25 protein-coding genes, 2 tRNA genes and 1 riboswitch are annotated in these 26,755 nt (G+C 60.8%); of the genes, 17 read left to right on the plus strand and 10 right to left on the minus strand.

The window, feature by feature from the left end:
• Positions 1–94: 94 nt before the first annotated feature.
• From FP026_RS02060 to FP026_RS02075, 4 genes are all read right to left on the minus strand, one after another.
• Positions 95–973, minus strand: coding sequence for a glycosyltransferase family 2 protein (locus FP026_RS02060; protein ID WP_149632966.1), 879 nt, complete (start codon positions 971–973; stop codon positions 95–97).
• A gap of 179 nt (positions 974–1,152) precedes the next feature.
• Positions 1,153–1,635 (minus strand): hypothetical protein, encoded by a 483-nt coding sequence (locus tag FP026_RS02065; RefSeq protein WP_149632967.1) that lies wholly within the window; start codon positions 1,633–1,635, stop codon positions 1,153–1,155.
• A gap of 147 nt (positions 1,636–1,782) precedes the next feature.
• A tRNA-Thr gene (locus FP026_RS02070) sits at positions 1,783–1,858 on the minus strand.
• A gap of 137 nt (positions 1,859–1,995) precedes the next feature.
• Positions 1,996–2,955, minus strand: a complete 960-nt coding sequence (locus FP026_RS02075; RefSeq protein WP_149632968.1) for an NAD(P)H-dependent flavin oxidoreductase — start codon at positions 2,953–2,955, stop codon at positions 1,996–1,998.
• A gap of 411 nt (positions 2,956–3,366) precedes the next feature.
• Between FP026_RS02075 and FP026_RS02085 the strand changes: the two genes are divergently transcribed.
• Positions 3,367–4,605: a hypothetical protein gene (locus FP026_RS02085; protein ID WP_149632970.1), complete on the plus strand. Its 1,239-nt coding sequence runs from the start codon at positions 3,367–3,369 to the stop codon at positions 4,603–4,605.
• Positions 4,606–4,629: 24 nt separating this feature from the next.
• Here the strand turns inward: FP026_RS02085 and ppk2 are convergent, their stop codons facing one another.
• A complete protein-coding gene (ppk2, locus tag FP026_RS02090; protein WP_149632971.1) occupies positions 4,630–5,511 on the minus strand; it encodes a polyphosphate kinase 2 in 882 nt (293 codons plus the stop codon).
• Between the two features lie 245 nt (positions 5,512–5,756).
• Between ppk2 and phoR the strand changes: the two genes are divergently transcribed.
• From phoR to phoB, 7 genes are all read left to right on the plus strand, one after another.
• Positions 5,757–7,013, plus strand: a complete 1,257-nt coding sequence (gene phoR, locus FP026_RS02095) for a phosphate regulon sensor histidine kinase PhoR (RefSeq protein ID WP_149632972.1) — start codon at positions 5,757–5,759, stop codon at positions 7,011–7,013.
• A gap of 184 nt (positions 7,014–7,197) precedes the next feature.
• Positions 7,198–8,232, plus strand: a complete 1,035-nt coding sequence (locus FP026_RS02100; RefSeq protein WP_149632973.1) for a substrate-binding domain-containing protein — start codon at positions 7,198–7,200, stop codon at positions 8,230–8,232.
• 63 nt (positions 8,233–8,295) lie between these two features.
• A complete protein-coding gene (gene pstC, locus FP026_RS02105; RefSeq protein ID WP_149632974.1) occupies positions 8,296–9,777 on the plus strand; it encodes a phosphate ABC transporter permease subunit PstC in 1,482 nt (493 codons plus the stop codon).
• The gene (gene pstA / locus FP026_RS02110) at positions 9,774–11,108 is read left to right on the plus strand and encodes a phosphate ABC transporter permease PstA (protein ID WP_149632975.1); all 1,335 of its coding nucleotides are present in this window, start codon (positions 9,774–9,776) and stop codon (positions 11,106–11,108) included. Before pstC ends, pstA begins: the two co-directional genes overlap by 4 nt.
• A 14-nt stretch (positions 11,109–11,122) precedes the next feature.
• On the plus strand, positions 11,123–11,938 hold the full coding sequence (pstB, locus tag FP026_RS02115; protein WP_149632976.1) for a phosphate ABC transporter ATP-binding protein PstB: 816 nt from the start codon (positions 11,123–11,125) through the stop codon (positions 11,936–11,938).
• Positions 11,939–11,989: 51 nt separating this feature from the next.
• A complete protein-coding gene (phoU, locus tag FP026_RS02120; RefSeq protein WP_149632977.1) occupies positions 11,990–12,700 on the plus strand; it encodes a phosphate signaling complex protein PhoU in 711 nt (236 codons plus the stop codon).
• 30 nt (positions 12,701–12,730) lie between these two features.
• Entirely contained in the window at positions 12,731–13,414 is a 684-nt protein-coding gene (gene phoB, locus FP026_RS02125) for a phosphate regulon transcriptional regulator PhoB (RefSeq protein ID WP_004128368.1), read from the plus strand.
• A 91-nt stretch (positions 13,415–13,505) separates the two neighbouring features.
• Here phoB and FP026_RS02130 read toward each other — a convergent pair whose 3' ends face one another.
• A complete protein-coding gene (locus FP026_RS02130) occupies positions 13,506–14,042 on the minus strand; it encodes a GcrA family cell cycle regulator (protein WP_149632978.1) in 537 nt (178 codons plus the stop codon).
• A gap of 424 nt (positions 14,043–14,466) precedes the next feature.
• Here FP026_RS02130 and FP026_RS02135 point away from each other — a divergent pair, with 424 nt between their 5' ends.
• From FP026_RS02135 to FP026_RS02145, 3 genes are all read left to right on the plus strand, one after another.
• Positions 14,467–15,666: an aspartate aminotransferase family protein gene (locus FP026_RS02135; RefSeq protein WP_149632979.1), complete on the plus strand. Its 1,200-nt coding sequence runs from the start codon at positions 14,467–14,469 to the stop codon at positions 15,664–15,666.
• 169 nt (positions 15,667–15,835) lie between these two features.
• Positions 15,836–16,753: an ornithine carbamoyltransferase gene (gene argF / locus FP026_RS02140; RefSeq protein WP_149632980.1), complete on the plus strand. Its 918-nt coding sequence runs from the start codon at positions 15,836–15,838 to the stop codon at positions 16,751–16,753.
• Between the two features lie 48 nt (positions 16,754–16,801).
• Positions 16,802–17,791: an Hsp33 family molecular chaperone gene (locus FP026_RS02145; protein ID WP_149632981.1), complete on the plus strand. Its 990-nt coding sequence runs from the start codon at positions 16,802–16,804 to the stop codon at positions 17,789–17,791.
• A 54-nt stretch (positions 17,792–17,845) separates the two neighbouring features.
• Here FP026_RS02145 and apaG read toward each other — a convergent pair whose 3' ends face one another.
• On the minus strand, positions 17,846–18,238 hold the full coding sequence (apaG, locus tag FP026_RS02150) for a Co2+/Mg2+ efflux protein ApaG (RefSeq protein WP_120662911.1): 393 nt from the start codon (positions 18,236–18,238) through the stop codon (positions 17,846–17,848).
• Between the two features lie 611 nt (positions 18,239–18,849).
• Between apaG and FP026_RS02155 the strand changes: the two genes are divergently transcribed.
• On the plus strand, positions 18,850–19,563 hold the full coding sequence (locus tag FP026_RS02155) for a DNA helicase (RefSeq protein ID WP_149632982.1): 714 nt from the start codon (positions 18,850–18,852) through the stop codon (positions 19,561–19,563).
• A gap of 81 nt (positions 19,564–19,644) precedes the next feature.
• Here the strand turns inward: FP026_RS02155 and FP026_RS02160 are convergent, their stop codons facing one another.
• On the minus strand, positions 19,645–20,832 hold the full coding sequence (locus tag FP026_RS02160; RefSeq protein WP_149632983.1) for an O-succinylhomoserine sulfhydrylase: 1,188 nt from the start codon (positions 20,830–20,832) through the stop codon (positions 19,645–19,647).
• 43 nt (positions 20,833–20,875) lie between these two features.
• Positions 20,876–20,954: riboswitch (SAM riboswitch) on the minus strand.
• A gap of 72 nt (positions 20,955–21,026) precedes the next feature.
• Between FP026_RS02160 and FP026_RS02165 the strand changes: the two genes are divergently transcribed.
• Together FP026_RS02165 and FP026_RS02170 are read left to right on the plus strand one after the other, a co-directional pair.
• Positions 21,027–22,121 (plus strand): 2'-deoxycytidine 5'-triphosphate deaminase, encoded by a 1,095-nt coding sequence (locus FP026_RS02165; RefSeq protein ID WP_188112473.1) that lies wholly within the window; start codon positions 21,027–21,029, stop codon positions 22,119–22,121.
• Positions 22,122–22,179: 58 nt separating this feature from the next.
• A tRNA-Gly gene (locus FP026_RS02170) sits at positions 22,180–22,253 on the plus strand.
• A 19-nt stretch (positions 22,254–22,272) separates the two neighbouring features.
• Here the strand turns inward: FP026_RS02170 and FP026_RS02175 are convergent.
• Positions 22,273–23,181, minus strand: a complete 909-nt coding sequence (locus FP026_RS02175; RefSeq protein ID WP_149632985.1) for a LysR family transcriptional regulator — start codon at positions 23,179–23,181, stop codon at positions 22,273–22,275.
• A 101-nt stretch (positions 23,182–23,282) separates the two neighbouring features.
• Here FP026_RS02175 and FP026_RS02180 point away from each other — a divergent pair, with 101 nt between their 5' ends.
• From FP026_RS02180 to FP026_RS02190, 3 genes are all read left to right on the plus strand, one after another.
• Complete coding sequence (locus FP026_RS02180; RefSeq protein ID WP_149632986.1) at positions 23,283–24,509, plus strand: MFS transporter; 1,227 nt, start codon at positions 23,283–23,285, stop codon at positions 24,507–24,509.
• A gap of 120 nt (positions 24,510–24,629) precedes the next feature.
• Positions 24,630–25,205: an acyltransferase gene (locus tag FP026_RS02185; RefSeq protein WP_149632987.1), complete on the plus strand. Its 576-nt coding sequence runs from the start codon at positions 24,630–24,632 to the stop codon at positions 25,203–25,205.
• 146 nt (positions 25,206–25,351) lie between these two features.
• Complete coding sequence (locus FP026_RS02190; RefSeq protein WP_246665213.1) at positions 25,352–26,197, plus strand: transporter substrate-binding domain-containing protein; 846 nt, start codon at positions 25,352–25,354, stop codon at positions 26,195–26,197.
• A 66-nt stretch (positions 26,198–26,263) separates the two neighbouring features.
• On the opposite strand, the gene FP026_RS02195 is transcribed toward FP026_RS02190, so the two are convergent.
• Complete coding sequence (locus tag FP026_RS02195) at positions 26,264–26,677, minus strand: tellurite resistance TerB family protein (protein WP_112343752.1); 414 nt, start codon at positions 26,675–26,677, stop codon at positions 26,264–26,266.
• Between the last annotated feature and the right edge of the window lie 78 nt (positions 26,678–26,755).

Consider the following 26,755-nt stretch of genomic DNA (forward strand, 5'->3'; position numbering starts at 1 on the left):
CCGGCTTCAATCTCTATCACGGAATGGGGCCATCCAAACGCCGAACTTCGGTTTTGTTGGCCGCGCGTCGAATGCTGGCCGGACGGGGGCGGCCTCACATGCGGTTGATATGCTTCGGATCCAGCGATCCGCTCAGCAGATGGCTGAAGGCGATGAGATTGCCCTGGAGACGGCCGCGCCGGTCGATATAGGGCGGCGGGTTGACGGAGCCGGCGAGGTTCGAGGCGACGTTGCCGCCCATCAGCTTGAGCGCCCATTTCAGCGAGACGGAGCGCTTCTTGACGAGATAGAGCGGATTGGCCACCTGGGAGTATCCCAGGCGCAGGCCCGATGTGCGCCCGGCCTTGACGCCGAGATGGACGCCGCGCAGGCGATTGAACTTGACGATCTTGCCGAAAGGACGAAGCCGCCGGCACAGATCGACATCTTCCTGCCAGGCGTAGAGCGGCAGATCCTCGTCGAAATAGATACCATTTGCGAGCATCGCTTTCCGGCGGAAGATCATGTTGCAGCCATAGGCGTTGTGTGTGTCCTCGATCGTCGGCGCCGGAAAGGGCGTGGCATCGGCTGCGAGTGCCGCATCCGCTTCGCCCGCCGTCAGGCCCGGTCCAAGGATACCGTCGCGGACGACTTCGCCGGTCGCCACGACGATCTCCTCATCCGCCTCGAACAAGGCTTCCGTTTCGGCGAGATAGTTCGTTGCCGGAAAGAAATCGTCATCGAAGAAGACGACCACATCTAGGCCGACGGCCGCATCGATGATGGCATTGCGCTGCGGGCAGCTTCCCTGCGGCGAGGAGAGGATCGTCACCGGAAAAGGCGCAGAGCTCAAGCGCGCCATGTCGATATCGTCATCCCTGGTCGGACACAGGAAGAGGTGATCCGGCTTGCGCTTCTGTGTCGCAAGCCTGTCGATCATTGAGGCGAGGATCGCCTTGCGACCGCATGTCGCCACGCCAACGGCAATTTTCATGGTGCATCCCCCGAGCATTATCCCAAGGTGCACAAAACCATCGAAATCTGAATCTTTGGTTGTATTAATCACCTGCATTCAACGCATCGCCATAAAGCCGCTTCATTCGCCGGCGGCGAGATGGTCACGTTTCGGTCGAAGGGGCTTTAGCGGTTGCCGCGCGCTGATTTTAAAACGGTTCACTTGAAGTCACTGGGTATGTAAGGCTTGCATTTATAGGGTGTTGAGCCTTCCTTATCCCGAACGACAGCGTTGCCGTCGAGATCAAGCTCCAAAGTCCAGGACGTTTGTAAGCCGTTCGATCCCATGAAACCTCCAGTGAAGGTCACGTCGTCTCCTTGCCGGTTGAATCCGGTGACACCGCCAAGGTGGCGTTGATATTCCTGCGAGCGCATGACGACGCCAACAAGAGCCGCTGATCCGGCGGACGCTGACAGGCCATATCCGCCATCGGGCGCGCAAGGCGTCATGTCGTAGATAAATGGGCCGCTGACGCAACTGAGGATATGGCCGAACTGCTTTTTGGAATTCAGGTGAACGTATACATTAGCGTCGCCGTCACCCTTGCAGAGCAGATGCATTGGCTTCTCTGCAGAAGCCGCCAACGCCGTTCCGGCGGCTGCCAGATAGGCGGTAACGGCGATTGCGTTCATCAGCTTCATAGAGGTCTCCGGTTCAGCCATCTTCAGCCCACATCCGATCCCTGAATGGAGCGCCTCGGATTGCGATATTGCAGCCACGAAGATAGAGCAAGGAGGCGCCAGGAAACAGCAGCGCAGATCATTCGATGCTAAGTGTTTGGAAACAAATGGTGCCGCTTACGTGACTCGAACACGTGACCCCATCATTACGAATGATGTGCTCTACCGACTGAGCTAAAGCGGCATTCTGCGGAGCATTCGGTTCGGCCCCGCGATTTGCATGGCGCTGATACAGTCTATACGGTCAGATTTCAAGCGCTCAAATCGCCAATTGGCAAAAAAGCGAGACGCCTGTGAAAAAAGAACCGCTTTCGGCGCTGATCAAAGCGCCAGCCGGGCGCGCGCCTGCCGGTATTCTGCCTCCAATCTGTCGACCAGTGCCGAAACTGGCTGGATGGATTTGACGGCGCCGATACCCTGTCCGGAGCCCCAGATGTCCTTCCAGGCCTTCACGCCGGTCGTGGCGGCTTCGAAATCCATTTTCGAAGGGTCGGCTTCGGGCAATTTGTCGGGATCCAGCCCGGCGGCGCGGATCGACGGCTTCAGATAATTGCCGTGAACGCCGGTGAAATAGTTGGAATAGACGATATCGGCGGCGGTGCCCTCGACGATCGCCTGCTTGTAGGCCTCCGCCGCTCGCGCTTCCTCCGTCGCGATGAAGGGCGAGCCGATATAGGCGAGGTCGGCACCGGCCGCCTGCGCCGCCAGGATACCGCCGCCGGTGGCGATCGCACCCGCCAGTAGCAGCGGCCCGTCGAACCATTCTCGGATCTCCTGCACGAGCGCGAAGGGCGAAAGCTGGCCGGCATGACCACCGGCACCCGCTGCCACGGCGATCAGCCCGTCTGCACCCTTGCGGATCGCCGAGTTCGCGTGCCGATTGTTGATGATGTCGTGCAGCACGATGCCGCCATAGGAATGCACGGCCGCATTCACCTCGGGCACTGCGCCGAGCGAGGAAATGACGATCGGCACCTTGTACTTCACGCAAAGCATGAGGTCGTGCTCCAGGCGCCTGTTTGACGTATGGACGATCTGGTTGACCGCAAATGGAGCTGCCGGCCGCTCCGGATTTGCGGCACTGTGTGCGGCAAGATCCTCGGTGATCATCGCCAGCCATTCGTCGAGCTGGCTTTCCGGCCGCGCGTTGAGCGCCGGAAAGGAGCCGACGACGCCAGCCTTGCATTGCGCCAGCGTCAGCGCCGGATGCGAGATGATGAAGAGAGGCGAAGCCACGACCGGCAGGCGCAGATGCTCGGTCAGGATGGAGGGAAGGGCCATGAATATCATCCGATATTTGACGTTTACGAAAACGTCAAAGGGATAGCAGATGTGGATGGTGAGGGGAAGATGGAGGGAGAAATAGGCAATGGGGAATAGGCAATAGGCAATAGGAAATGGGCGACAGCAATTGACTGTCGCCGCAGCTGACGCTTTTCCCTACTGCCTACTGCCTACTGCCTACTGCCTACTGCCTACTGCCTACTGCCTACTGCCTACTGCCTACTGCCTCCCTCCACCCCATTTGCGTCGCCTTTGCCGTTTATCCCCGCCCGAGTGCCCGCAGCTCCCGCCGGAGGCTTGCGTATTGCCGGACGGGGCGTTACCGAATCCGGTTAACGAATGATAAAATATGGCTGTCTTGCCGGCGGACTATGCGAGTATGTGGCGAGTAAGAGTAAAGGACCTGATGTGAGCGGATTAGAAACGGCTATCAGAAGCGCGTTGGAGCGGTCCGATCGCGCCAATCCGGAGATCCGGGCTCGCATCTATCAATCGGCACGACAGGCGCTGGAAGCCGGTCTTCGCAAGCAGGACATTACCGATATCGATGTCGTCTCCGCCCAGCGTCAGCGGCTGGAGGCGACGATCCGGCAGATCGAGGCCGAGGAGCGCACCCGCCCGGCGCAGGAGGTGCCTGTTTCGCCGGAGCTCGACGCCCCGCATGTTTCCTCCCCTCTACCTGGGCCGGAAGCCGTGCAGCGGCCGGATCCGGTCACGAGCGTGCGCGGCGAAACCCGCAACCCGCCGCTTTCGTCGCGTGCGCCTCAGGTCGCCGAGCCGATGTCGGTGACACCAGCGGCGCGTGAGAGCGATTTCGGCGATATGCGTGCCGGCCCCGCCGATCATCTCGGCGCCGACAGCGACGCGCGCTCAGTGGCCGATGCGCCCGCCCCCGCCCGATCGATGAATTTCAAGCCGGAGCGGGCAGCCGTGCGCCGCAAGCCGCGCAAATTCTTCTCGCGCCTGCTGATCTTCTGCATCCTGCTCGCCTTTCTCGGTGTCGGCGCCTGGTGGATCAAGACATCGGGCGTCTTCATGACCGCCGCGCAGAGGGATACGAGCGTGCGCAACCCGCCGGCGCATGTCGATTCGCAGGATTTCAGCGGCAACAGCAGCGATGACGATACGTCTGATGAGGACGATAATAGCGGTCCCGTCAATCCTGGGCTGGCGACCATCGACCCGCAGAACAGCTTCTCCGACGAGTGGGTCGAAGTCCTGAAGCCGACGGAAGCGCAGAAGATCGCAACCGGCCAACAGTCGAAGGCGGAGAACGTCTCGGAAAATGAGGGGCCGGCCGTGCGGCTGACCTCGCTCAGCAGTGGTTCGGACGGCAACGCGACGGTCGAAGTGCCCGTCAATGTGCTGCAGCAGATGGCGGGCAAGCCATCGACGATCGCATTGACGCTGCAGTCCACTTCGGACGCACCGACGCAGATCACCGTGGAATGCGATTTCGGTTCGCTCGGCCGCTGCGGACGTCATCGCTTCACTGTCAGCCGCCAGAAGACGGATGCGCTCTTCCGGATCCAGTTCGATCGCTCGCTGGCGCCGACCGGTCCCGGTCACCTCGTCATCAACAGCGATGTCGACGGCAAGGCTCGCGGCGTCAATGTCTACGCCATCCGCGTTCTGCCCGGGCAATAGACTTCGCCCCGGACGATCTCTCGTCTATTTGACAAAGCCTGTTCCCGTATCGAGGATCTTGTCGTCGATTTCGCCGATGGCCTTGCTGTCCTTGCCGTCATAGTCGAGCGTCAGCAGAATGTGACGGATGAGGTTCAAGCGCGCCCGTCGTTTGTCGTTGGCGCGGATGACGGTCCAGGGCGCATGATCGGTATGCGTTTCCTCCAGCATGCGATCGCGCTTTTCGCTGTAATCCTTCCATTTCGGCAGGGCGGCGATATCCATGGAGGAAAGCTTCCAGACGGCACGTGGATCATGACGCCGGTCGTGGAAGCGCTTCAGCTGCATCTCCCGGCCGATATCGAGATAGAATTTGAAGAAATGAATGCCGTCCTGGACGATGAGCTTTTCCATCCTGGGGGCCTGCTTCAGGAACTGCTCATATTGTTGCGGCGTGCAGAAACCCATGACTGGCTCCACGCCGGCGCGGTTGTACCATGAACGGTCGAACAGCACGAATTCGCCCGCCGTCGGAAACTGGGCGACATAGCGCTGGAAATACCATTGGCCGGCCTCGCGATCCGTCGGCTTGGTCAGTGCCACGACGCGCGCCAGGCGGGGGTTCATATGCGCCGAGGTCGCGGCGATTGATCCTCCCTTGCCGGCAGCATCACGCCCTTCGAACAGCGCCATCACCCGCTTGCCGGTCGCCTGCAGCCAGAACTGTACCTTGATGAGCTCGATCTGCAGTACCTCCAGCTCCTCCAGATAGTCTTCTTCCTTGAGCTTCTTCTTGTAGGGATAGTCGCCTGATGTCAGCGCCTCGTCGTCGATCCAGCTTGGCAGAACGGGGTCATCGACATCGAACAGGCGCTTTGTGCCATGGATATCCAGTTCCACAGCGCGGCTTTCCGCTTCCTCTCCCATTATCGGCTCCTCGGTTGTTTACGCTTCGTTAATCCTGCCGCTCGGCCGCGGCAAAAAAGCTCTTCGGGGAAATTGGAGCTTTTATCCAATAGTTTCAAGCCCTTTGCCCACTTCCTCTTTTGCCGGCTACATTTATTATGGTCAGTTACCGGCTTCTGTGGATGGAGCCGAATACTTCTGTCATGAATCACGTCTAAGACGCGGAATCCAGCATTCCATGATGGTAGGCGAAGGGACGGGCGCATTTGGAAGATGAATGGTCATTTGTCAGGAAGTTGACGGCGCGGCTGCGGCAGGAGGTTGCCATCCTCATCTTGGCGACGCTCATCGCCATACTTGCGCTCATTGAAGGCATCAATACCGGCGCCGTATTCTGGATCTGGATCATCGTCATGATCGTCACGCTGCTGCGCCCGCCGCTGGTGGAGCGCGTGGTGGTGCCGTCGCAGGCCGAACCGGCGCCGGTCGATCCGCAGACATTGTTGCATGCCGTTTTCTCAGGCTTGGCGGCGCTCGATACGCCGGCGTTGATCATCGACCGCGAGGCATCCGTGCTTTTGCAGAATGCCGCCGTCGAAAAAGCCTTCGGTGCGTTTCCGATCGGCGCCCATATTTCTTCGAAGCTGCGCTCGCCGGCCCTGCTCGACATGGTTCGCGAAACCATCGCGACCAACACGCCGAACCAGATCGAGCATTCCGAGCGCCTGCCCTCGGAGCGCGTCTATATTGTCCGCATCGCGCCCATCGACGTGCCGGAGACGGATGCGCAGCAGGAAGCGCTTTTCCTGCTCTCCTTCCGGGACATATCCGAGCTGCGCCACATCGATCGCATGCGCTCCGATTTCGTCGCCAATGCCAGCCATGAATTGCGCACGCCGCTCGCGTCGTTGCGGGGCTTCATCGAGACGATCCAGGGGCCTGCCAAATCGGATCCGAAGGCTCAGCAGCGCTTCCTTGGAATTATGCTGGACCAGACGACGCGCATGAGCAGGCTGGTCGATGACCTGCTGTCGCTGTCCAGGCTGGAACTGAAGTCGCATATCGCGCCGGATCAGAAGGTGGATCTGGTGCCGCTGCTCGGCCATGTGCGCGACTCGCTGCTTCCCCTTGCCGGGGATCTCGACGTCTCGATCAACCTGCATCTGCCATCCGGCAAGGTCGAGGTATCGGGCGATCGCGACGAGCTGGTGCAGGTTTTTGAAAACTTGATCGAGAACGCCTGCAAATATGGTCAGGAGGGCAAAGCGGTCGATGTTTCCCTCAAAAGCGATGCGAGCCAGGCCGTCGAGGTCGTCATCTCCGACAAAGGGCCTGGGATTCCCGCAGAACATGTGCCGCGTCTGACCGAGCGCTTCTATCGCGTAAACGTTGAGGACAGCCGCTCCAAGAAAGGCACCGGTCTCGGGCTCGCCATCGTCAAGCACATTCTCACCCGCCACCGCGCCAGATTGATCGTCAAGTCCGAAGTGGGGAAGGGAACCGACTTTACCGTCCGTTTCTGAATACCTCTGTGAATCCTCCATTTCTGGTCAGATTTATCCAAACAATATCAGCTAGATGAACTGTCATAATTGTTTCACTCGCCTGACATAAAAGGGCGGTGTTTTCGCCAGTAAGAATGGATCGCTGAAAAGGTGGATGTGGCGTCTGCCGCGGCGCTCTTCAAAGCTCATTAGAGGATTCATTATGAATGCTTTGAAATTATCCATTCTTGCGCTGGTTGCGTCGGCCGCCTTTTCAGGTGCTGCCATGGCGCGCGATCAAATCCAGATCGCCGGCTCGTCTACGGTATTTCCGTATGCCAAGATCGTCGCCGAGTCCTTTGGCGAGACCTTTACCAATTTCAAGACTCCCATTGTGGAGTCCGGTGGCTCGGGGGCCGGGCTGAAGGAATTCTGCAAGGGTGTCGGAACGGATTCCATCGACATCGCCAATTCGTCGCGCCCGATCAAGGACAGCGAAGTCCAAGCCTGCAAGGCCGCCGGCGTCGCTGATATCCAGCAGATCAAGATCGGCTATGACGGCATCGTCTTCGCCTTCGACAAGAGCAACCCCGACATCAAATTCGAGCCGGTCGATCTTTACAAGGCGCTCGCTGCCGAGGTCGTCGTCGATGGCAGGCTGGTTGCCAACCCTTACAAGAAGTGGTCGCAGATCAACCCGTCGCTGCCGGACTTCGAGATCGCGGCCTATATTCCAGGCGAGAAGCACGGTACGCGCGAAGTCTTCGAGGAAAAGGTGCTTGCCGCCGGCTGCAAGGCCTCCGGCGCAGTTGAGGCGATCAAAGCCGCGGTCAAGGCTGCCGATCAGCAGGCCGAGAAGTGCATCGCCGTGCGCAAGGATGGCGTCGCGGTCGACATCGACGGCGACTATCCGGAGACGCTGGCCCGCATCAATGCCAACAAGCATGGCATCGGCGTTTTCGGCCTCTATTTCTTCCAGAATAATGCCGACAAGCTGAAGGTCGCCACCGTCGGCGGCATCGTGCCCTCGGGGCAGACGATCGCCGACGGCACCTATCCTGTGTCGCGGCCGTTGTTCTTCTACGTCAAGAAGGCCCATCTGGGTGTCATCCCGGGCCTCAAGGAATATGTCGATTTCTTCACGAGCGATCAGATGATCGGACCGGACGGCCCGCTGGCCGAATATGGCCTCGTGCCGGCGCCCGATGCCGAGCGCGACCGAATCCGCAAGGATTTCGCGGATGGGAAGATCATGTGAATGCGTAAGGACTGAGCGGCGGGGCGGCCCTATGGCTGCGCCGGCGTTCGCCGGGGAATGAGAATGAGTGTATCGCTGCTGCTGCTGTGCCTGTCGGTCATCGGCGCCTCCGCTTTCGTGCTGGGGCGGGTGAGGGCGGCTGCGCTGTCGGGCGGCAGGTCCTCATCCATGCATTCCCGGCTCGGCTATCACGGTGCCTATGCCGCCATCTGGGCGGTGCTTCCGGCTCTGGCGCTCGTCTGTGCCTGGTTGATCGCCAGTCCCATCGTCATCGATCGCCTGGTGACGAAATCCTTTCCGGAGGAGGTAAAGTCTCTGCCGCAGGCGGAGCTCAATCTCAGCTATGGCATGGTGCGCAGCATCGCCCGCGGTATGCGCCTGCTGGAGAACCAGGAGCTTGCCGAAGTTGCCGGCGGCACGGCCGACCTGCAATTGCTGCTGGCGCAGAAGGGCGTGCCGCTCGCGGTCCGTCCCACCGGCTACATGATCGATGCCGCCAACAAATACAACGGCATGCGCGAAATCAGCCGGATGGTGATGTCGACAGTCGCAATCCTCCTGTCGCTGCTTTGCGCGCTCTATGGCTTACGCGTCATCGCTCCGCGTTTCCGCGCCCGCAACCGTGTCGAACAGGTCATTCTCGGCGCGTTGATCGTCGCCTCCTCCATCGCCGTGCTGACGACGGTCGGGATCGTCGTTTCGATGCTTTCGGAAGCGGCGCGTTTCTTCAGCATGGTGCCCGCGAAGGAGTTCTTTTTCGGAACCGTCTGGGATCCGCGCTTTACCGGCGCCGGCTCGCTGATGTCGGGCACCTTCGGTCTCATACCGCTGCTGGCAGGAACGATTTATATCGGCTTCGTTGCCATGCTCTTCGCCGTGCCCATCGGCTTGTTCGCCGCGATCTATATGGCCGAATATGCCTCGGCGCGCGTCCGCTCCATCGCCAAGCCGATGCTGGAGGTTCTGGCCGGCATTCCGACCATCGTCTACGGCTTCTTCGCCCTCGTCACCGTCGGTCCTTTCCTCAGGGACATCTCGGCCGAGATCGATGGTCTGTTGACGGGAGGTTACAGAAGTTTCATCGAGGCTCAGAGCGTGATGACGGCAGGCTTCGTCATGGGCGTCATGCTCATCCCTTACGTCTCTTCGCTGTCGGACGATATCATCATGGCCGTGCCGCGGTCGCTACGCGACGGCTCGCTCGGCCTCGGCGCCACTCGCTCGGAAACGGTCAAGCGCGTCCTGCTGCCGGCAGCGCTTCCGGGCATTGTCGGCGCGCTCTTGATGACAGCTTCGCGCGCGATCGGCGAAACGATGATCGTGGTGCTGGCTGCCGGCGTCGCCGCCCGCATGCAGCTCGATCCCTTCGAGCCCATGACCACCGTGACCGTGAAGATCGTCAATCAGCTGACCGGTGACCTGGAGTTCACCTCGCCGCAGACGCTCGTCGCCTTTGCGCTCGGCATTACGCTGTTCTGCCTGACGCTGTGCCTCAACGTCTATGCTCTCTACATCGTCCGCCGCTACAGGGAGCAATACGAATGAGCGGCATCGTATCCTCTCCGGTGTCGAATATGCCGCGCGGGCTCACGCCGGGCGCCCCAGTGCGGCGTGATATCGGCATCAAACGGCGCTATGCCGCCGAGCGTCGCTTCCGCGCCTATGGCTTCACGGCCGTCATCTTCGGCCTCATCTTCCTTGCCATCCTGGTCTCGACCGTGGTGCGCACCGGCTACACCGCCTTTGTTCAGACATCGATCACCCTGCCGATCGAATTCACCGCGAAGGTGATCGACCCCACGGCCAAGCGAGCCACCGATCCGAAGGTGCTGATAGCAGCCAATTATCCGGCTCTGGTGCGCGACGCGCTGGTGAAAACCTTGAGTATCGATCCCGCCAATCGCGCGCTCGTCCGAGAGGCGATGGCGATGGTGTCGGAGGGCGCCAGGATCGCGCTGCGCGACAAGGTCGTCGCCAATCCCTCGATCATAGGGACGACGCAGAACGTCACCTTCCTTGCCAGTGCCAATGTCGATTCCGCCAACAAAGGGCAAATCGATCTTACCGTCGATGAGAAGGACCGCAAGATATCCGACCGACAGGTCGCCTGGATGAAACAACTCAGCAATAGCGGCGCCCTGTACAAGGCGTTCAATACCGGTCTCTTCGTGGCGGGCAATTCCAGCCGCCCGGAAGCCGCCGGTCTCGGCGTCGCGCTGATCGGCTCGCTCTATCTGATGTTGACAGTCCTCGTGCTTGCCTTGCCGGTCGGTGTTGCCGCCTCGATCTATCTGGAGGAGTTTGCGCCGAAGAACCGGCTGACGGATCTGATCGAGGTCAATATCAACAATCTCGCCGCCGTACCCTCCATCGTCTACGGCCTGCTGGGCCTCTCGGTCTTCATCAACACGATGGGGCTGCCGCGTTCGGCCTCGCTCGTCGGCGGGTTGGTGCTGAGCCTGATGACGCTGCCTATGATCATCATCGCCACACGCTCGGCGCTACGCGCCGTGCCGCCGTCGATCCGCAGCGCAGCGCTCGGCCTCGGCGCGTCGCGTATGCAGGTGGTCTTCCATCATGTCCTGCCGCTCGCCATGCCGGGCATCCTGACGGGCACCATCCTTGGGCTTGCCCATGCGCTCGGGGAGACGGCGCCGCTGCTCCTGATCGGCATGGTCGCCTTCGTCGCCAACTATCCGACATCGCCTCTCGATCCCTCGACGGCGCTACCGGTGCAGATCTACATGTGGGCGAGCGAGGCCGAGCGCGCCTTCGTCGAAAGAACGTCCGGCGCCATCATCGTCCTGCTTTTCTTCCTCGTCGCGATGAACATCGGTGCCATCCTGCTGCGCCGCCGCTTCGAGCGGCGTTGGTGAGGGAGGGCCGAAGAATGAACATGATGAGTGAAGCCACAAGCGAAAGAGCCTTGGCCAAGAAGATGACCACGATCCCCTACAAGATGATCGGCCAGGACGTTTCGGTCTTTTATGGGGACAAGCGCGCGCTCTTCGACGTCAACCTGAAGATCCGCGCCAATACGGTGACGGCGCTCATCGGCCCTTCAGGCTGCGGCAAGTCCACCTTCCTGCGCTGCCTCAACCGCATGAACGATACGATCGAAACGTGCCGCGTCACCGGCAAGATCACGCTCGACGATCAGGACGTCTACGACAACAACATCGATGTCGTGGAATTGCGCGCGCGCGTCGGCATGGTTTTCCAGAAGCCCAACCCGTTTCCGAAGTCGATCTACGAAAACGTCGCCTACGGGCCGCGCATCCATGGCCTGCATCGCTCCAAGGCCGATCTCGATCATATCGTCGAGACCAGCCTGCAGAAGGCGGGCCTGTGGGGCGAGGTCAAGGACAGACTTCACGATGCCGGCACCAGCCTTTCGGGCGGTCAGCAGCAGCGCCTGTGCATCGCGCGCGCCGTTGCCGTCAGTCCGGAAGTCATCTTGATGGACGAGCCGTGCTCGGCGCTTGATCCGATCGCGACCGCCAAGGTCGAGGATCTCATCCACGAGCTGCGGGAAAACTTCACGATCGTCATCGTGACGCATTCCATGCAGCAGGCAGCCCGCGTTTCGCAGCGCACCGCGATGTTTCATCTCGGCCATCTGGTTGAGGAGAACGACACCGATAAAATGTTCACCAATCCCGACGATTACCGCACGCAGGATTACATCATGGGCCGTTTTGGTTGATGATATCAGGCGCGCGGCCCCTTTCACACAGTTCACCTTGAGGATAGAAAAATGGTCTCCACACACATTCTCTCTGCCTATGACGAAGACCTGAAGTTCCTGACGCGCCGCATTGCGGAAATGGGCGGCCTGGCCGAGCAGATGGTTAGCGACAGCGTACGCGCATTGGTCCAAAGCGACACTGCTCTTGCGCAGAAGGTCATCTCCGACGACGTCATCCTCGATCATGCCGAGCGCGAAGTCGGCGACAAGGCGATCGTCACCATCGCCCGTCGCCAGCCTATGGCTGCCGACCTGCGCGAGATCATGGGTTCGATCCGCATCGCTTCCGATCTGGAACGCGTCGGCGACCTCGGCAAGAATACTGCAAAGCGTGTCATCGCCGTTCAGGGCGGCGTTCCGCGCCGTCTCGCCCGCGGCATCGAGCATCTCTCCGAACTGGCGCTGAGCCAGCTCAAGGAAGTTCTGGATGTCTACGCCACCCGTTCGCCCGACAAGGCCGTATCGATCCGCGAGCGCGACGAGGAAATCGACGCCATGTACACCTCGCTCTTCCGCGAGATGCTGACCTACATGATGGAAGATCCGCGCAACATCACCACCTGCACGCATCTTCTCTTCTGTGCCAAGAACATCGAGCGCATCGGCGACCATGCCACCAATATCGCCGAGACGATCTATTACATGGCGACTGGCGCCCAGCCCGAAGGCGAGCGCCCAAAGGATGATACCGCCAATACCGTCGGCGCGGTGACGGAATAATCTGGAAGCGAAAAAGGAGACCAAAGGCGCATGGTTCCGAGAGTTGCTGTTGTAGAAGACGAGGAAGCGCTGAGCGTTCTGCTGCGCTACAATCTCGAGGCCGAAGGCTTCGAGGTCGACACGATCCTCAGAGGCGATGAGGCCGAGCTGCGTCTCCAGGAGCGCATCCCCGATCTCCTGATCCTCGACTGGATGCTCCCCGGCGTATCGGGCATAGAGCTCTGCCGCCGGCTGCGCATGCGGCCGGAGACGGAACGCCTGCCGATCATCATGCTGACGGCCCGCGGCGAGGAAAGCGAGCGCGTGCGCGGGCTTTCCACCGGCGCGGACGACTATGTCGTCAAGCCGTTCTCGACGCCGGAGCTGATGGCCCGCGTCAAGGCGATGCTGCGGCGCGCCCGTCCGGAGGTTCTCTCCACGGTGCTGCGTTGCGGCGATATCGAGCTGGACCGCGAAACCCATCGCGTTCACCGCAAGAGCCGCGAAGTGCGGCTGGGGCCGACGGAATTCCGCCTGCTGGAATTCCTGATGTCCTCGCCGGGCCGCGTCTTCTCGCGTTCGCAGCTGCTCGACGGCGTGTGGGGGCATGATATCTATGTCGACGAACGTACAGTCGACGTCCATGTCGGCCGCCTGCGCAAGGCGCTCAATTTCTCCAATATGCAGGATGTCATCCGCACCGTTCGTGGCGCGGGCTACTCCATGGAAGCCTGAGCGGGGATACCCGATCAGGCACTCGACATAGCGGCGGAAACAGAAAACGGGCCCGAAGGGCCCGTTTCTTTTATCTCATCGATGGCGCGTCTCAGCCGCGTGGTTGCGCCGGCCGGCGGCGCTCATGCACCGGCTGGTAAGCCAGGCGCTGATGGTAGCCGCAATAGGGCGATGCATCAGGGCTCTCGTTGCCGCAGAAGTGGAAATCGTCCTTCAGCGGATCGCCGACCGGCCACTTGCAGGTGCGCTCGGTCAGTTCCGTCAGGCCGAGGCGGCGGGAGATCGGAACGACGACGTTCGATGCCGGGCGATATTGGATTTCGTTGACGGAATCGACCTCGATCTCTTCCTTCAGCATGGTTGCGCCCTGCTGGCGGGTGACCACCGTGCGGGTAGCAACGCGCGATCCATAGCTCGTGGCGCGGGGTGCAGCACTGCTGCGCTTCGGCGTGCGGGCCGTAGTCGCCGTGCCGCCGGCCTTCGCTCGGCCGGGAAGGTTCAGGCGGTGCACCTTGCCGATGACGGCATTACGGCTCACGCCGCCAAGCTGCGCCGCAATCTGGCTGGCGCTCAACCCTTCGGACCACAGCTTCTTCAGCTTCTCGACGCGTTCGTCTGTCCAATTCATGCCCTGTCTCCGCTGTCGCGTTTCCGATGGCAGAATCCCTCACCATTGCCTCGCATGGGATCGAGGCACGAAACGCTTTAAAATTGTGGTGACTAGTTCCGCCGCATGCAGTCTAGCAATTGCTTTTTAACCTAGTGTGAGGCTGACTCCGTGACAAGAGTCGCGGGAATCTTGAGGAATCGATTTCGAGGTTTTCCCCAACTTGCTGCCCCGGCGTGGCATTTCTGCAATAGCTGCTGCCGAACGCATCCCTTTTGGCCGACAGCGCTTTCTCGCGCCTGCTAAAACGGCAGTTTTGTTGACATCGCGGTGCAAAACATCAATAGTGCCAAGGCCGCCGCAAGGCGGCATTTTTGATTTTTTCGGACCCCTTTCATCAAAGGGAAGCGATTGGTCCTTAGAGTTGTGATCGAGGAGATATGCCATGGCAGAGACCGCGCCGCTTTACGACACCTATCTGCGTGCTCCGCTGCGGTTCGAGCGAGGCGAGGGCGTCTGGCTGGTTACCGAAAGCGGCGAGCGCTATCTCGATTTCGCAGCCGGCGTGGCGGTCAATTCGCTGGGTCATGCCCATCCTCATCTGGTCGCAGAACTGAAGGCGCAGGCCGACAAGGTCTGGCACCTGTCCAATCTCTATGAGGTACCTGGCCAGGAAAAGCTGTCGAAGCGGCTGACGGAGGTGACCTTCGCCGACAAGGTGTTCTTCACCAATTCGGGCGCGGAGGCGCTGGAATGCGCCATCAAAACGGCGCGGCGCTATCAATTTGCCAAAGGACATCCCGAAAAGTTCCACATCATCACCTTCGAAGGCGCCTTCCACGGCCGCACCATCGCGACGATCGCCGCCGGTGGCCAGGAGAAGTATATCGAAGGCTTTGGCCCGAAGGCGCCGGGCTTCGACCAGGTGCAGTTCGGCGATCTCGATGCCGTTCGCGCCGCCATTACCGATGCGACGGCTGCGATCCTGATCGAGCCGGTACAGGGTGAAGGTGGCATTCGTGCTGCAACCAACGAGTTCCTGCGCGGTCTGCGCGAGATCTCCGACGAGCACGGCCTGTTGCTGATCCTCGACGAGGTGCAGTGCGGCGTCGGCCGCACGGGCAAGCTCTTTGCCCATGAATGGGCCGGGATCAAGCCTGACATCATGGCGGTCGCCAAGGGTATCGGCGGTGGTTTCCCGCTCGGTGCGTGCCTTGCGACGGCGGAAGCCGCTTCGGGCATGAAGGCAGGCACGCATGGCTCGACCTATGGCGGCAATCCGCTTGCCATGGCAGTCGGCAATGCCGTTCTCGACATCGTGCTCGCCGACGGCTTCCTGCAGCATGTGCGCGATATCGCCCTGGTCTTCCGCCAGGGCCTCGCATCGCTGAAGGACCGTTTTCCCGACATTATCGAGGATGTTCGCGGCGAAGGCCTGATGCTGGGTATCAAGGCGGCCATTCCGCAGGCGGAGTTGCTGCAGGCGATCCGCGCCGAGCACCTGCTTGGCGTCCCGGCCGGCGATAACGTCATCCGCTTGCTGCCGCCGCTTGTTGTCACCGCCGACGAAGCACGCGAAGGTCTGGCCCGTCTCGAGCGTGCGGCCGAGCGCGCGCGCTCTGCCCGCATCAAGAAATCGGCTTGAGTTCAACGCCCGCAGTCGGGGCGATTACTGCGCCACGCGTCGAGGCGACGCGCAAAGAACGCAGTAACATTTAGGAATCGCATCAGCTTTCCCTAAATCGGTGCCGATTTAAGGGCTTATGCGTGCCCCACGCGGGCGTTATTGTTTTTTCTGGAGTACAGGTAAGGATATGGCTTCTCCGAAACACTTTCTCGATCTCTCTGCCGTCCCGGCTGCCGATCTGCGCAATATCATCGATGATGCGATCGTGCGAAAGCAGGCGCAGAAGTCCGGCACGGCCGACAAGCCGCTGGCCGGCAAGATGCTGGCGATGATCTTCGAGAAGCCGTCCACCCGAACCCGCGTCTCCTTCGATGTCGGCATGCGCCAGCTGGGTGGCGAGACGCTGTTTCTCTCCGGCACCGAAATGCAGCTTGGCCGCGCCGAAACGATCGGCGATACGGCGAAGGTGCTGTCTCGCTATGTCGACGCCATCATGATCCGCACGACCGATCACACGCGGCTGCTGGAGCTTGCCGAACATGCGACGGTTCCGGTCATCAATGCGCTGACCGACGATACGCATCCCTGCCAGATCATGGCCGACATCATGACCTTCGAGGAGCATCGCGGCCCGATCAAGGGCAAGACGCTTGCCTGGACGGGCGACGGCAACAACGTGCTGCATTCGCTGATCGAAGGGGCCGCGCGCTTCGGCTATCGCATGAATATGGCGGTGCCCCTTGGTTCCGAGCCAAAGGATCACTATCTGAACTGGGCCCGCAACGAGGGCGCCGAAATCATGCTCTCGCATGATGCAGACCGTGCGGTCGCCGGCGCCGATTGCGTGGTAACCGATACCTGGGTTTCCATGAATCAGGAACACCGGGCTCGCGGTCACAACGTCTTCCAGCCCTATCAGGTCAACAAGGCTTTGATGGCACAGGCCGGCCAAGACGCGTTGTTCATGCATTGCCTGCCCGCCCATCGCGGGGAGGAAGTGACGGACGAGGTGATCGACGGTCCGCAATCCGTTGTCTTCGATGAGGCGGAAAACCGCCTTCATGCGCAAAAGTCGATTCTTGCTTGGTGCCTGGGCGCGATCTGAGGATATGAAGCCGCGTCTCAAGGGCGCGGGCGCAGTAGGAGTAAAGCAATGGCTGAAAATGCCGCCTCGCTGGGTCAGTTTGATTTTGCCGGTGACGATCACGTCGTCCCCTTTCAGGTGGAAGGGTTGGATGTGCGCGGCCGTGCCGTGCAGCTCGGTCCGCTGCTGGATACAATTCTTGCCCGGCACGATTATCCGACGCCGGTTGCGCGGCTTCTGGCCGAGGCCATTGTTCTGACGGTGCTTCTCGGCACATCGCTGAAGTTCGAAGGCAAGTTCACGGTGCAGACCAAGGGCGACGGTCCCGTCGATCTTCTGGTCGCCGATTTCTCGACTCCGGAAAATGTCCGCGCCTACGCCCGTTTCGATGAAGAGGCGCTGGCAAAGGCCGTTGCCGAAGGCCGGACCGAGCCGGAGCAGCTGCTCGGCAAGGGCGTGCTCGCCTTCACCATCGATCAGGGCCGCTTCACGCAACCCTATCAGGGCATCGTCGCGCTTGATGGCGCTTCGCTGGAGGAGATTGCCGGCACGTACTTCCGCCAGTCGGAACAGATCCCGACACGCGTGCGCCTGGGTGCCGCCGAACTCTTCGATCGCGATGGTGACGGCAAGCCGCGTCACCGCTGGCGGGCGGGCGGGCTGATTGCGCAGTTTCTGCCGGAGGCTCCCGAGCGCATGCGCCAGCCGGACCTGCATGGCGGCGACGGCGATACCGGCCTGCGCGATCATACCGAAGACGATGCTTGGGCGGAAGCGCGCAGCCTAGTGGAAACAATCGATGCCGACGAGCTGACGGATCCGCAGGTCGGTACCGAGCGGCTTCTCTATCGCCTCTTCCACGAGCGCGGCGTGCGCGTCTACGAGCCGAAGGCGGTTTTCGATCGCTGTTCGTGCTCGCGCGACAAGCTGAAGGGTGTGCTGAAGGGCTTCACGGCCGAAGAGATCGACGCAAGTCAGGACAATGGTGAAATCGCCGTAACCTGCGAGTTCTGCTCGACGACCTATCGCTTCGAAGTGTCCGAGATTGAAGCAGCCTGACGCTGTTCAGAAGCAATTCCAGGAAAACCACTACGCACTTTTCCTGGAATTGCACTAATTCAGCGTGCGCAGCAGGTTCGGCGTATCCAGCGAGAAGGCGGGGATCTTGACATGGAACAACTCCCCGTCGTCCGTCTCCATCTGGTAGTGGCCGAACATCATGCCTGACGGCGTGTCCAGCGGGCAGCCGGAAGAATATTCATAGGTATCCCCGGGTTTCAGGTGCGGCTGCTCGCCGACCACGCCGGGACCCGTCACCTCATCCACGATGCCGTTCATATCGGTGATGTGCCAGTAGCGCGTCACCAGCTTGACGGCCGTTTTGGAATGGTTGGAGATGACGATGCGGTATCCCCAGACATAACGATCGTCGTCCGGATCGGATTGCTCCTCCAGATAAAATGGTTCTACGACCACCTCGATGTCGCGTGTGAGGGCGCGATACATGCCTGATACCTTGCCACTGCGCTGAAATGTCCGGCGCTTTTTCAAGCGCGGTGGACGTCCCAGTATTTTCCTTTTCGCGGCATCTTATCCGCTTTCCACTGCTCCCGCAAAGTGCGGGATATCTAGCGGTATCCTATAACCTATTCCTTCCGTCAAGGAACGGCGTGATGAAAACTTCCGTGAACGGCCAGAGCGTGCCGCAATTCAGCTATTACGGCTAATGATGAAGGTTAACAGAGCGCTCCCAAAAGTATCTCGATCTGCTTGTCATTTGGTCTTACCCGCCTTAGTGCCGCTGGCTCCTTCTTCAACGTGCAAAAACGCTTGCCGCACTTACAGGTGCACTTGCAGGCCGATCATCATATCTGTGCTTCCCGCAATCAAAATCTCCAGATCATATAATTCCTGGTCCGGTCTTATGTTCCGCTTCGAATAGAGCAGCGATTTCCCGTCGCGGAGATTTCGGCTATCATCTGATTCTGGCATCGCCCATGCCTCCCCCCTCCATTCGGGAAAGTATATTTCATGCGGGGCCGTCGATATCCAAACCGACTGTTTGAGCGCCTGGCATAAGGAGGGGTTGCGGTCACTGCTCGCAATAGGAGGTTTATATGAGGCTTTCTGCCCCTGTTTATCATTTGAAGCGTAAGGCGAGGCTCCTGTCCCGTCAGCAGAATATCCCCTTGCATACCGCGCTGGATCACATCGCGGCCGGTGAAGGTTTTGGAGGCTGGAGTTTGCTTGCAAGCAAAACGAACGCAGCTGTACCCATCAGTGAGCTGTATTCGCGTTTAAGCCCGGGCGATCTGGTGCTGATCGGCGCGCGGCGCGGTCACGGCAAGACCCTGATGAGCCTGAGGCTCGCCGTCGAAGCCATGAAGGCTGGTAATCGGGGCGTCTTCTTCACGCTGGAGGATACGGAAAAGGTCGTCCTGGACCGTTTTCCTGTCATCGGTGCCGATCATGCGGAATTTGCCGATCTGTTCGAGTTCGACAATTCGGATGCCATCAGCGCCGATTATATCGTCGAGAGGCTGGCCGAGGCACCGCGCGGCACGCTGGCCGTGGTCGATTTTCTGCAGCTGCTCGATCAGAAGCGGGAAAAACCGGAGCTGATGATCCAGGTTCAGACGCTGAAGGTGTTTGCGCGCGCCAGAGGCTTGATCGTCGTCTTTGTCTCGCAGATCGACCGCTCTTATGAGCCGGCGCTGAAACCCTTGCCCGATCTTTCGGACGTCCGCTTGCCGAATCCGCTGGATCTCAAGCTGTTCGACAAGATGGTCTTCCTGAACAACGGCCTGGTCGAGTTCAAGGTGGCCGGCTGACGAGCTGCCCCATTTCCCGCGAGATTGCCCGATGAGGGCAGGTCGAGCCGTCCAGATTTTCTCTGGGCGGCTCGATTGCAATCAGGCGGAAACCCGCGCAAGAGCGCGGGCGAAATCCTCGACCAGATCCGCGCTGTCCTCGATGCCGGCGGAGAAACGCACCGTGCCCGGCGAAATGCCGAGTTCGGCGCGGGCTTCGTCGGTAAGGTTCTTGTGGGTCGTGGTGGCCGGATGGGTGATCAGGCTCTTGCTGTCGCCGAGATTGTTGGAGATCTTCACGATCTCCAGGGCATTCTGCAGCTTGAAGGCCGCTTCCTTGCCGCCCTTCAGCTCGAAGGCGACGAGGGTCGAGCCACCGCTCATCTGTTTGGCGATGATATCGGCCTGCGGATGGTCCTTGCGGCCGGGATAGATCACACGGGCGACCTTGCTGGTCTGCTCGGCCAGGAAATCGGCCACCTTGGAGGCGTTCGTCGTCTGCTGCGCCACACGCAACGGCAGCGTCTCGATGCCCTTCAGCAGCGTCCAGGCCGTAAATGGCGACATGGCCGGGCCGGTATGGCGGAAATAGTCCTGCAAGTTCTCGTCGATCCACTGCTTGTCGGAGAGGATGACGCCGCCGAGCGAACGGCCCTGGCCGTCGATATGCTTGGTGGCGGAATAGACGACGATATGGGCGCCGAGTTCCAGCGGCTTCTGGAAGAGCGGCGTCGCAAAGACGTTGTCGACTACGACCTTGGCGCCGATCTGGTTGGCGAGCTTGGCGACGGCTGATATATCGACCACTTCCAGCGTCGGGTTGGTCGGGCTTTCAAGGAAGAAGACCTTGGTGTTCGGACGAACAGCCTTTTCCCAGTTCTCGACGAAGCGGCCGTCGACGAGCGTGCATTCGATGCCGTATTTCGGTGCGAGCGTCTCGACCACCCAGCGGCAGGAGCCGAAGAGCGCGCGGGCAGCGACGATATGATCGCCGGCCTTCAGCTGGCAGAGGATGGCGGCGGTAACGGCCGCCATGCCGGAAGCGGTGGCGCGGGCGTCTTCAGCGCCTTCCAGAGCGCACATGCGCTTCTCGAACATGTCATTGGTGGGGCTGCCATAGCGGGCGTAGATGAAGCCGTCCGTCTCGCCCTTGAAACGGGCTTCCGCGGCTTCCGAAGTGTCGTAGACGAAGCCCTGGGTCAGATAGATTGCTTCGGATGTCTCGCCGAATTGCGAGCGGAGCGTTCCGCCGTGAACGAGCTGGGTTGCGGGGCGCCAAGTCTTGCTCATGCCATCACCACTTTCAAAACAAAAAAACCGGCCGCAATTGCAGACCGGTTTCAACCCGGTCTTTTTAGCCATTTGTTTAACGTGGCTGCAAGCCGACCGGCCAAATCACCACGGGATAAATTGCAATACTGCCGTTGACCGCTTGCGTCAATTCCCCGAGTTTGGTTTTGTCTGCGGCGAATTATGAAAGAGGCATGATGGCTCGCAATACAGGAATTTTAGCGGATCGCGCCATTGCGGCGCTCTTCGAAGCCGGACGGCTGACGAGCGAAAGAGAACTGGATGTTGATCAGATCCAGCCGGCGAGCCTTGACCTTCGGCTTAGCGCGCATGCTTTCCGCGTTCGCGCAAGCTTCATGCCCGGTCCCTCGCATCTCGTTGCCGACAAGCTCGACCGGCTGAAGCTGCATGTGGTCGATCTCTCGGAAGGCGCGGTGCTGGAAACCGGCTGCGTCTATATCGTGCCGCTGATGGAGCGCCTGGACCTGCCGGAGGATATGTCGGCTTCGGCCAATCCGAAGAGCTCGACGGGCCGTCTCGACATCTTCACCCGCGTCATCACCGATCGGGCGCAGGAGTTCGACAAGATCCCGGCCGGCTATTCCGGCCCGCTCTACCTCGAAATCAGCCCGCGCACCTTCCCGATCGTCGTTCGCCGCGGCTCGCGCCTGTCGCAGATCCGCTTCCGTGTCGGCCAGGCTTTGCTCACCGAGCCGGAACTTCTGACGCTGCACGAAACCGAGACGCTGGTTGCCAGCAAGAAGCCGAACATCACCGGCGGCGGCATCGCGCTGTCGATCGATCTTGCCGGCGACAAGGAAGGCCTGATCGGCTATCGCGGCAAGCACCACACCGCCGTCGTCGATGTCGACAAGAAGGCCCAGCACGATATTTTCGATTTCTGGGAGCCGCTCTATAGCCGCGGCCGCACCGAGCTGATCCTCGATCCGGATGAGTTCTACATCCTCGTCTCGCGTGAGGCGGTGCATGTACCGCCGCATTTTGCCGCCGAAATGACGCCGTTCGATCCGCTGGTCGGCGAGTTCCGCGTCCACTATGCCGGCTTCTTCGATCCGGGCTTTGGCCACGCACCGGCCGGCGGCCGCGGCAGCCGCGCCGTGCTGGAAGTGCGCAGCCACGAAGTACCCTTCATCCTCGAGGACGGTCAGATCGTCGGCCGCCTGATCTACGAACACATGCTGGAACAGCCAAGCAGCCTCTACGGCTCCGGCCTCGGCTCGAACTATCAGGCGCAGGGCCTCAAGCTCTCGAAGCACTTCCGGCTTTGATCCGTCGCTGACCGGCCTTGACAGAGGCCGGCAACTGTTGGACATCTCAAGGGATCACGCGGGTGTAGCTCAATGGTAGAGCAGCAGCTTCCCAAGCTGAATACGAGGGTTCGATTCCCTTCACCCGCTCCAAAATCCCAAAATATTTGCATCACGTCAAAAACGGGGCTCTCGCCTTCAGCGCCTCCGCCAGCGCTTCGCCGAAGCTCGCGATCGGACGCGCAAGCCGTCCTGCCGGCGGGCGATGTATCATCCAGTTGACAACTTTCGGGGTGAAATCCGGCGCCTCGATAATCTCAATGGCATTGCGCCAGCGGCTGTCCGCCATTGCGGCGGGCGTGAGAACGCCGATGCCGAGGCCACGCGCCACCAGCGACATTCTGAGATCGGCGCTCATCGCCTCGACGGCGACGTCGAAGGGCAGGCGCTCGGCTTCGAAGCGGTGATGAATGAAGGCGCGGAAGCCGCAGCCGCTCTGGTTCATAATCCAGGGAAATCGCGAGAGTTCTTCAAGCCGCGGCGCCTTGGGAACGCCAAGCGATGGCGCTGCGACGAGGATGACGCTGTGGATCCCGAGCACATCGCCGACGACATTATCAGGCGGCTCGACGCCTTCCGCCAGGCAGACGGTGGCCGCATCCAGCTGGCTATGCGCCACCTGCTCGATCAGCTGTGGCGACCAGCCCGAGATGATGCGCAGCGTCAATTGCGGAAACTCGCTGCGGAGTTGATCGAGCGGGGCCGAGAGCGCCGCCTCCGAGAGATAGGGCATGATGCCGAGGCGGAATTCGCCGCCGATCGCGCCGGCGGGCGAGACGCCGGCCTTGAGATCGTCGAGCGAACGCAGGACGCGGCGCCCATGCTCATAGGCTTCGCGTCCCGCCGCGGTCGGCTTGAGGGGCTTCGATTGACGATCGAGCAGGGCAATGCCGAGACTGTCTTCCAGATTCTGGATACGCCGAGTGATGCCCGGCTGCGTCAGGTTGATGCGCGCGGAGGCCGATACGATCGAGCCCGTTTCCACCACGGCGATAAATGCTTCCAGATCATGAATGTTCATGATGAACTCGCATAATCATTATTATTTCATTTCAATTGCCGCATTATGCGGCAAGGCGATAAACTTAGCTATCAATATTATCAGAAATTATTGGAGAGGTCATGTCCCAGGTCCCCGAACGCATTGCCCATGAAGCCGAAGACGATGCGCCGGCGGCGGTCGCCGCTCCCTCGACATTGCTGTTTGCCGTTGCCACCGGTGTCATTATCCTCAATCTCTTCGCGCCGCAGACGCTGGTCGGCATCATCGGCCCGTCGCTCGGCTTTTCGGAAAGCGGTGCGGGCCTCGTAGCCATGGCCTCCTTGCTCGGCTATGCCGCTGGTCTCTTTTTCCTCGTGCCGCTGGCCGATCTGATGGAAAACCGCCAGCTGGTGCTGCGCATGCTCGTCTCGGCTCTTGTCATGGCCGTCGCCGCCGCCTTCGCGCCGACGGGGTGGAGCCTTCTGATCTTCCTGTTTCTCCTGGGGGCGGCCTGCTCCGCCATTCAGATCCTGGTGCCGATCGCGGCTGCAATGACGCCGCCCGAGCGTCGCGGCCAGGTAATCGGCAATGTCATGAGCGGCGTGATGGTCGGTATATTGGTATCCCGCCCACTGGCGAGCCTGGTTGCCGATTTCTGGGGCTGGAGAAGCTTCTATGCCATGAGTGCCGCGACGCTTGCGCTTCTGGCGGCCGTGCTGGCCCTGCGTCTGCCCGAACGGCGGCCTTTGGTCAGCGCTAGCTATGGAGCCTTGATCGGCTCGCTATTTCAGCTGCTGCGGGAAGAGCCCGTGCTGCGTCTGCGTGCCTTCACCGCAGCCTTGATGATGGCGAGCTTCAGCCTCTTCTGGACTTCCGTCGCCCTTCGCCTGGCGCAGCCGCCATTCTCCCTTGGCCAGTCCGGCATCGCTCTGTTCGCGCTGGTCGGGGCGGGCGGTGCGGCCGCCACCTCCGCCTTTGGCCGCATGGGCGACCGCGGCTGGACGCGGCCGGCGACGCTTGTCGCGCATCTGATCGTGCTTGCCGCCATTGCCTTGGCCGCCTGGGTCGGCGAGATAAGGTCGGGTGGCTCCGTGGCCTTGTTGATCCTTCTGGGTGCGAGCGCCGTGATGCTCGATGTCGGTGTGACCGGTGATCAGACCCTGGGACGTCGCGCCGTCAACCTTTTGAAGCCGGAGGCACGAGGGCGCATCAATGGCCTCTTCGTCGGCATCTTCTTCCTCGGCGGCGCGCTGGGTTCGGCGCTTGCCGGCACTGCGTGGGATTTCGGCGGTTGGATCGCGGTCTGCGCGGCGGCAGCTGGCTTCGGGTTGATTGCTTTGATCACCGGCCTTGCCGCGCGTGCATGAACTCTGCAGGGAGGGAACAGTACTTGCGGTCCCGCCTCCGCATCGCCATGGTCATGTCTTAGCTCTTCAGGTGAGCGTCAGACGGATATGACAGAAGGCGCCCCTGTTAGGAGCGTCTGAATGCGCGGTATTGCATGGTTTTACAGGTTGAGGGCGCTCTTTCGGAGCGGTGCGCTCAAGATCGCCCATAGTACGAAAGTTCCGCTCGGCACCCGGATCATCTGGAAGCGAGGCGATGTTCGTATTGGCGAACGGGTGCATTTCCGCAAGGGTGTCGTCATCGATGCGCAAGAAGGCAGCATTGAAATCGGCAACCACGTTTCCTTCAACGATTACAGCATTTTGCTAGGCCGTGGCGGCATCTCCATCGGGAATGACGTGCGCATCGCCGCGCACGCGATGATCGTGTCCTTCGATCATAATTTCGATGATGTTTCGCAGCCGATCCGCCTTCAGGGCGTGACGAAGAAACCGATCGTCATCGAAGACGATGTCTGGATCGGCGCGGGAGCCAAGATCCTCGGCGGCGCCCACGTCGCCAAGGGATGCGTCATCGGTGCCAATGCCGTCGTCAAGGGAAAGACGGAGCCCTACGGCATCTATGTCGGAGCTCCGGCAAGACTGCTGAAGCGGCGCGGAGAAACCGGCGGCTCGCGATCGGGAAAGGTCGAACAATTCGCCCGCGTGAAAAAGTAGTCGCGTGTGCTGCCGCCGCCCGTGTCGAGCGCGATATTCCCCCTGCGGCGTGACTCTGCTACATCGTATCGATGAATCAGGAATGTGCAGCTACGACCGGAGGCCGGATCAAGACCATGCGTGTTTGCCTTTCGTCGCCGATCTCCATGGCCCGGCTCATCGCGCATGCGGCGTTGATCTTCGTATCCTGCGCCCTGCCGCTTTCCGCCCAGGAGACGAAGCCGTCGAACCTGCCGATCCTGTTCGATGCGCGCGAACGTCTGCCGAAGCCGGACCTGTCCTCGCTGGTCAGGCTGCGCTTTCTGACCTCGACCGATTTTCCGCCCTTCAATTTTCTCGATCAGAACGGTAAGCTTACGGGCTTCCATGTCGAGCTTGCCCGCAAGATCTGCGACGAGCTCGACATAGCAGACAAGTGCCAGATCCAGGCCTTGCCCTTTGGCGAGCTTCAGGGCGCACTTGCGGCTTCTCAAGGCGATGCCGTGATCGCGGGCGTGGCAGTGACGCCCGAGCTGCGCAAGAGCTTCGCTTTCTCGCGCCCCTTCCTGATGCTGCCGGCCCGCTTCGTGCGCAATCTCAAGGCGTCGATCGGCGGCACCACGGCTGCGTCGCTTTCGGGCCATTCGGTCGGCGTCGTCAGGGGCACAGTGCACCAGGCCATGCTGACTGCCTTCTTCCCTGGAATCAAGCCGGTGCCGTTCGATGACAAGGATACACTGCTGGCTGCCGTCAAGGACGGCAAGGTCGATGCCGCCTTTGCCGACGGCCTGCAGCTTTCCTTCTGGGTCTCGTCACCGGCGGCGGAAAAATGCTGCGCTCTGTTTGACGGCCCCTATCTGTCGCAGCAGTTCCTCGGCGAAGGCTTGACCATCATGCTGCGCCAGCAGGATGCCGATCTGACGGCCGCAATCAACCATGCCCTTGCCACGCTTTCGCGTGACGGCCGGCTGCAGGAAATCTATCTGCGCTATTTCCCTTACGGCCTTTACTGATCGGAGCAGTTCCGGGAAACGTGCGCGGCGATTTTCCGTCGGGAATGCATAAGGCGGGAAAATGCTTCAGGCTTTGCGATAGCGGGCGATGGCGCTGCGCTCGATGGCGGCGCAGGTGAGCTTATCCAGGCCGAAGCGGTCGCGAAGCAGGCTGAGCAGGCGCAATTCCTCGGCCTTGACCGAAAGGTCCGCTGAAGCGACTTCGACGGCAAGCGCGTAGGCCGTGTCATAAAGGCGCGCCGGCAGCGTGTCGCGCACCGTTTCGAGCACGATATCCAGACCCTCATTGTTGGAAAGCAGCTTGGCGCAATCGCGGGAGACGGAAATCAGCTTCTCGTCGTCGAACCCTTTGAAGACCGGCAGGGCGTGAATGAGCTCGCCAATGCGGCTGAGTTCCCGGTCGTTCATCGTGCGGTCGACGGCCGAGGCCAGCACCATGACGTAGATGAGGGCCTCGTGAGCAGAAAGCGGCTTGTTCATGACAGGCGAAGTCCTTTGAATTTGGCAGACTGAAAAGTCGCGCGGTCTCATGGCAAAAGTTACTGCATAATTCCTTAA

It is taken from the genome of Martinezella tropici (assembly GCF_008370325.1).
Lineage (GTDB): Bacteria > Pseudomonadota > Alphaproteobacteria > Rhizobiales > Rhizobiaceae > Rhizobium > Rhizobium tropici_B.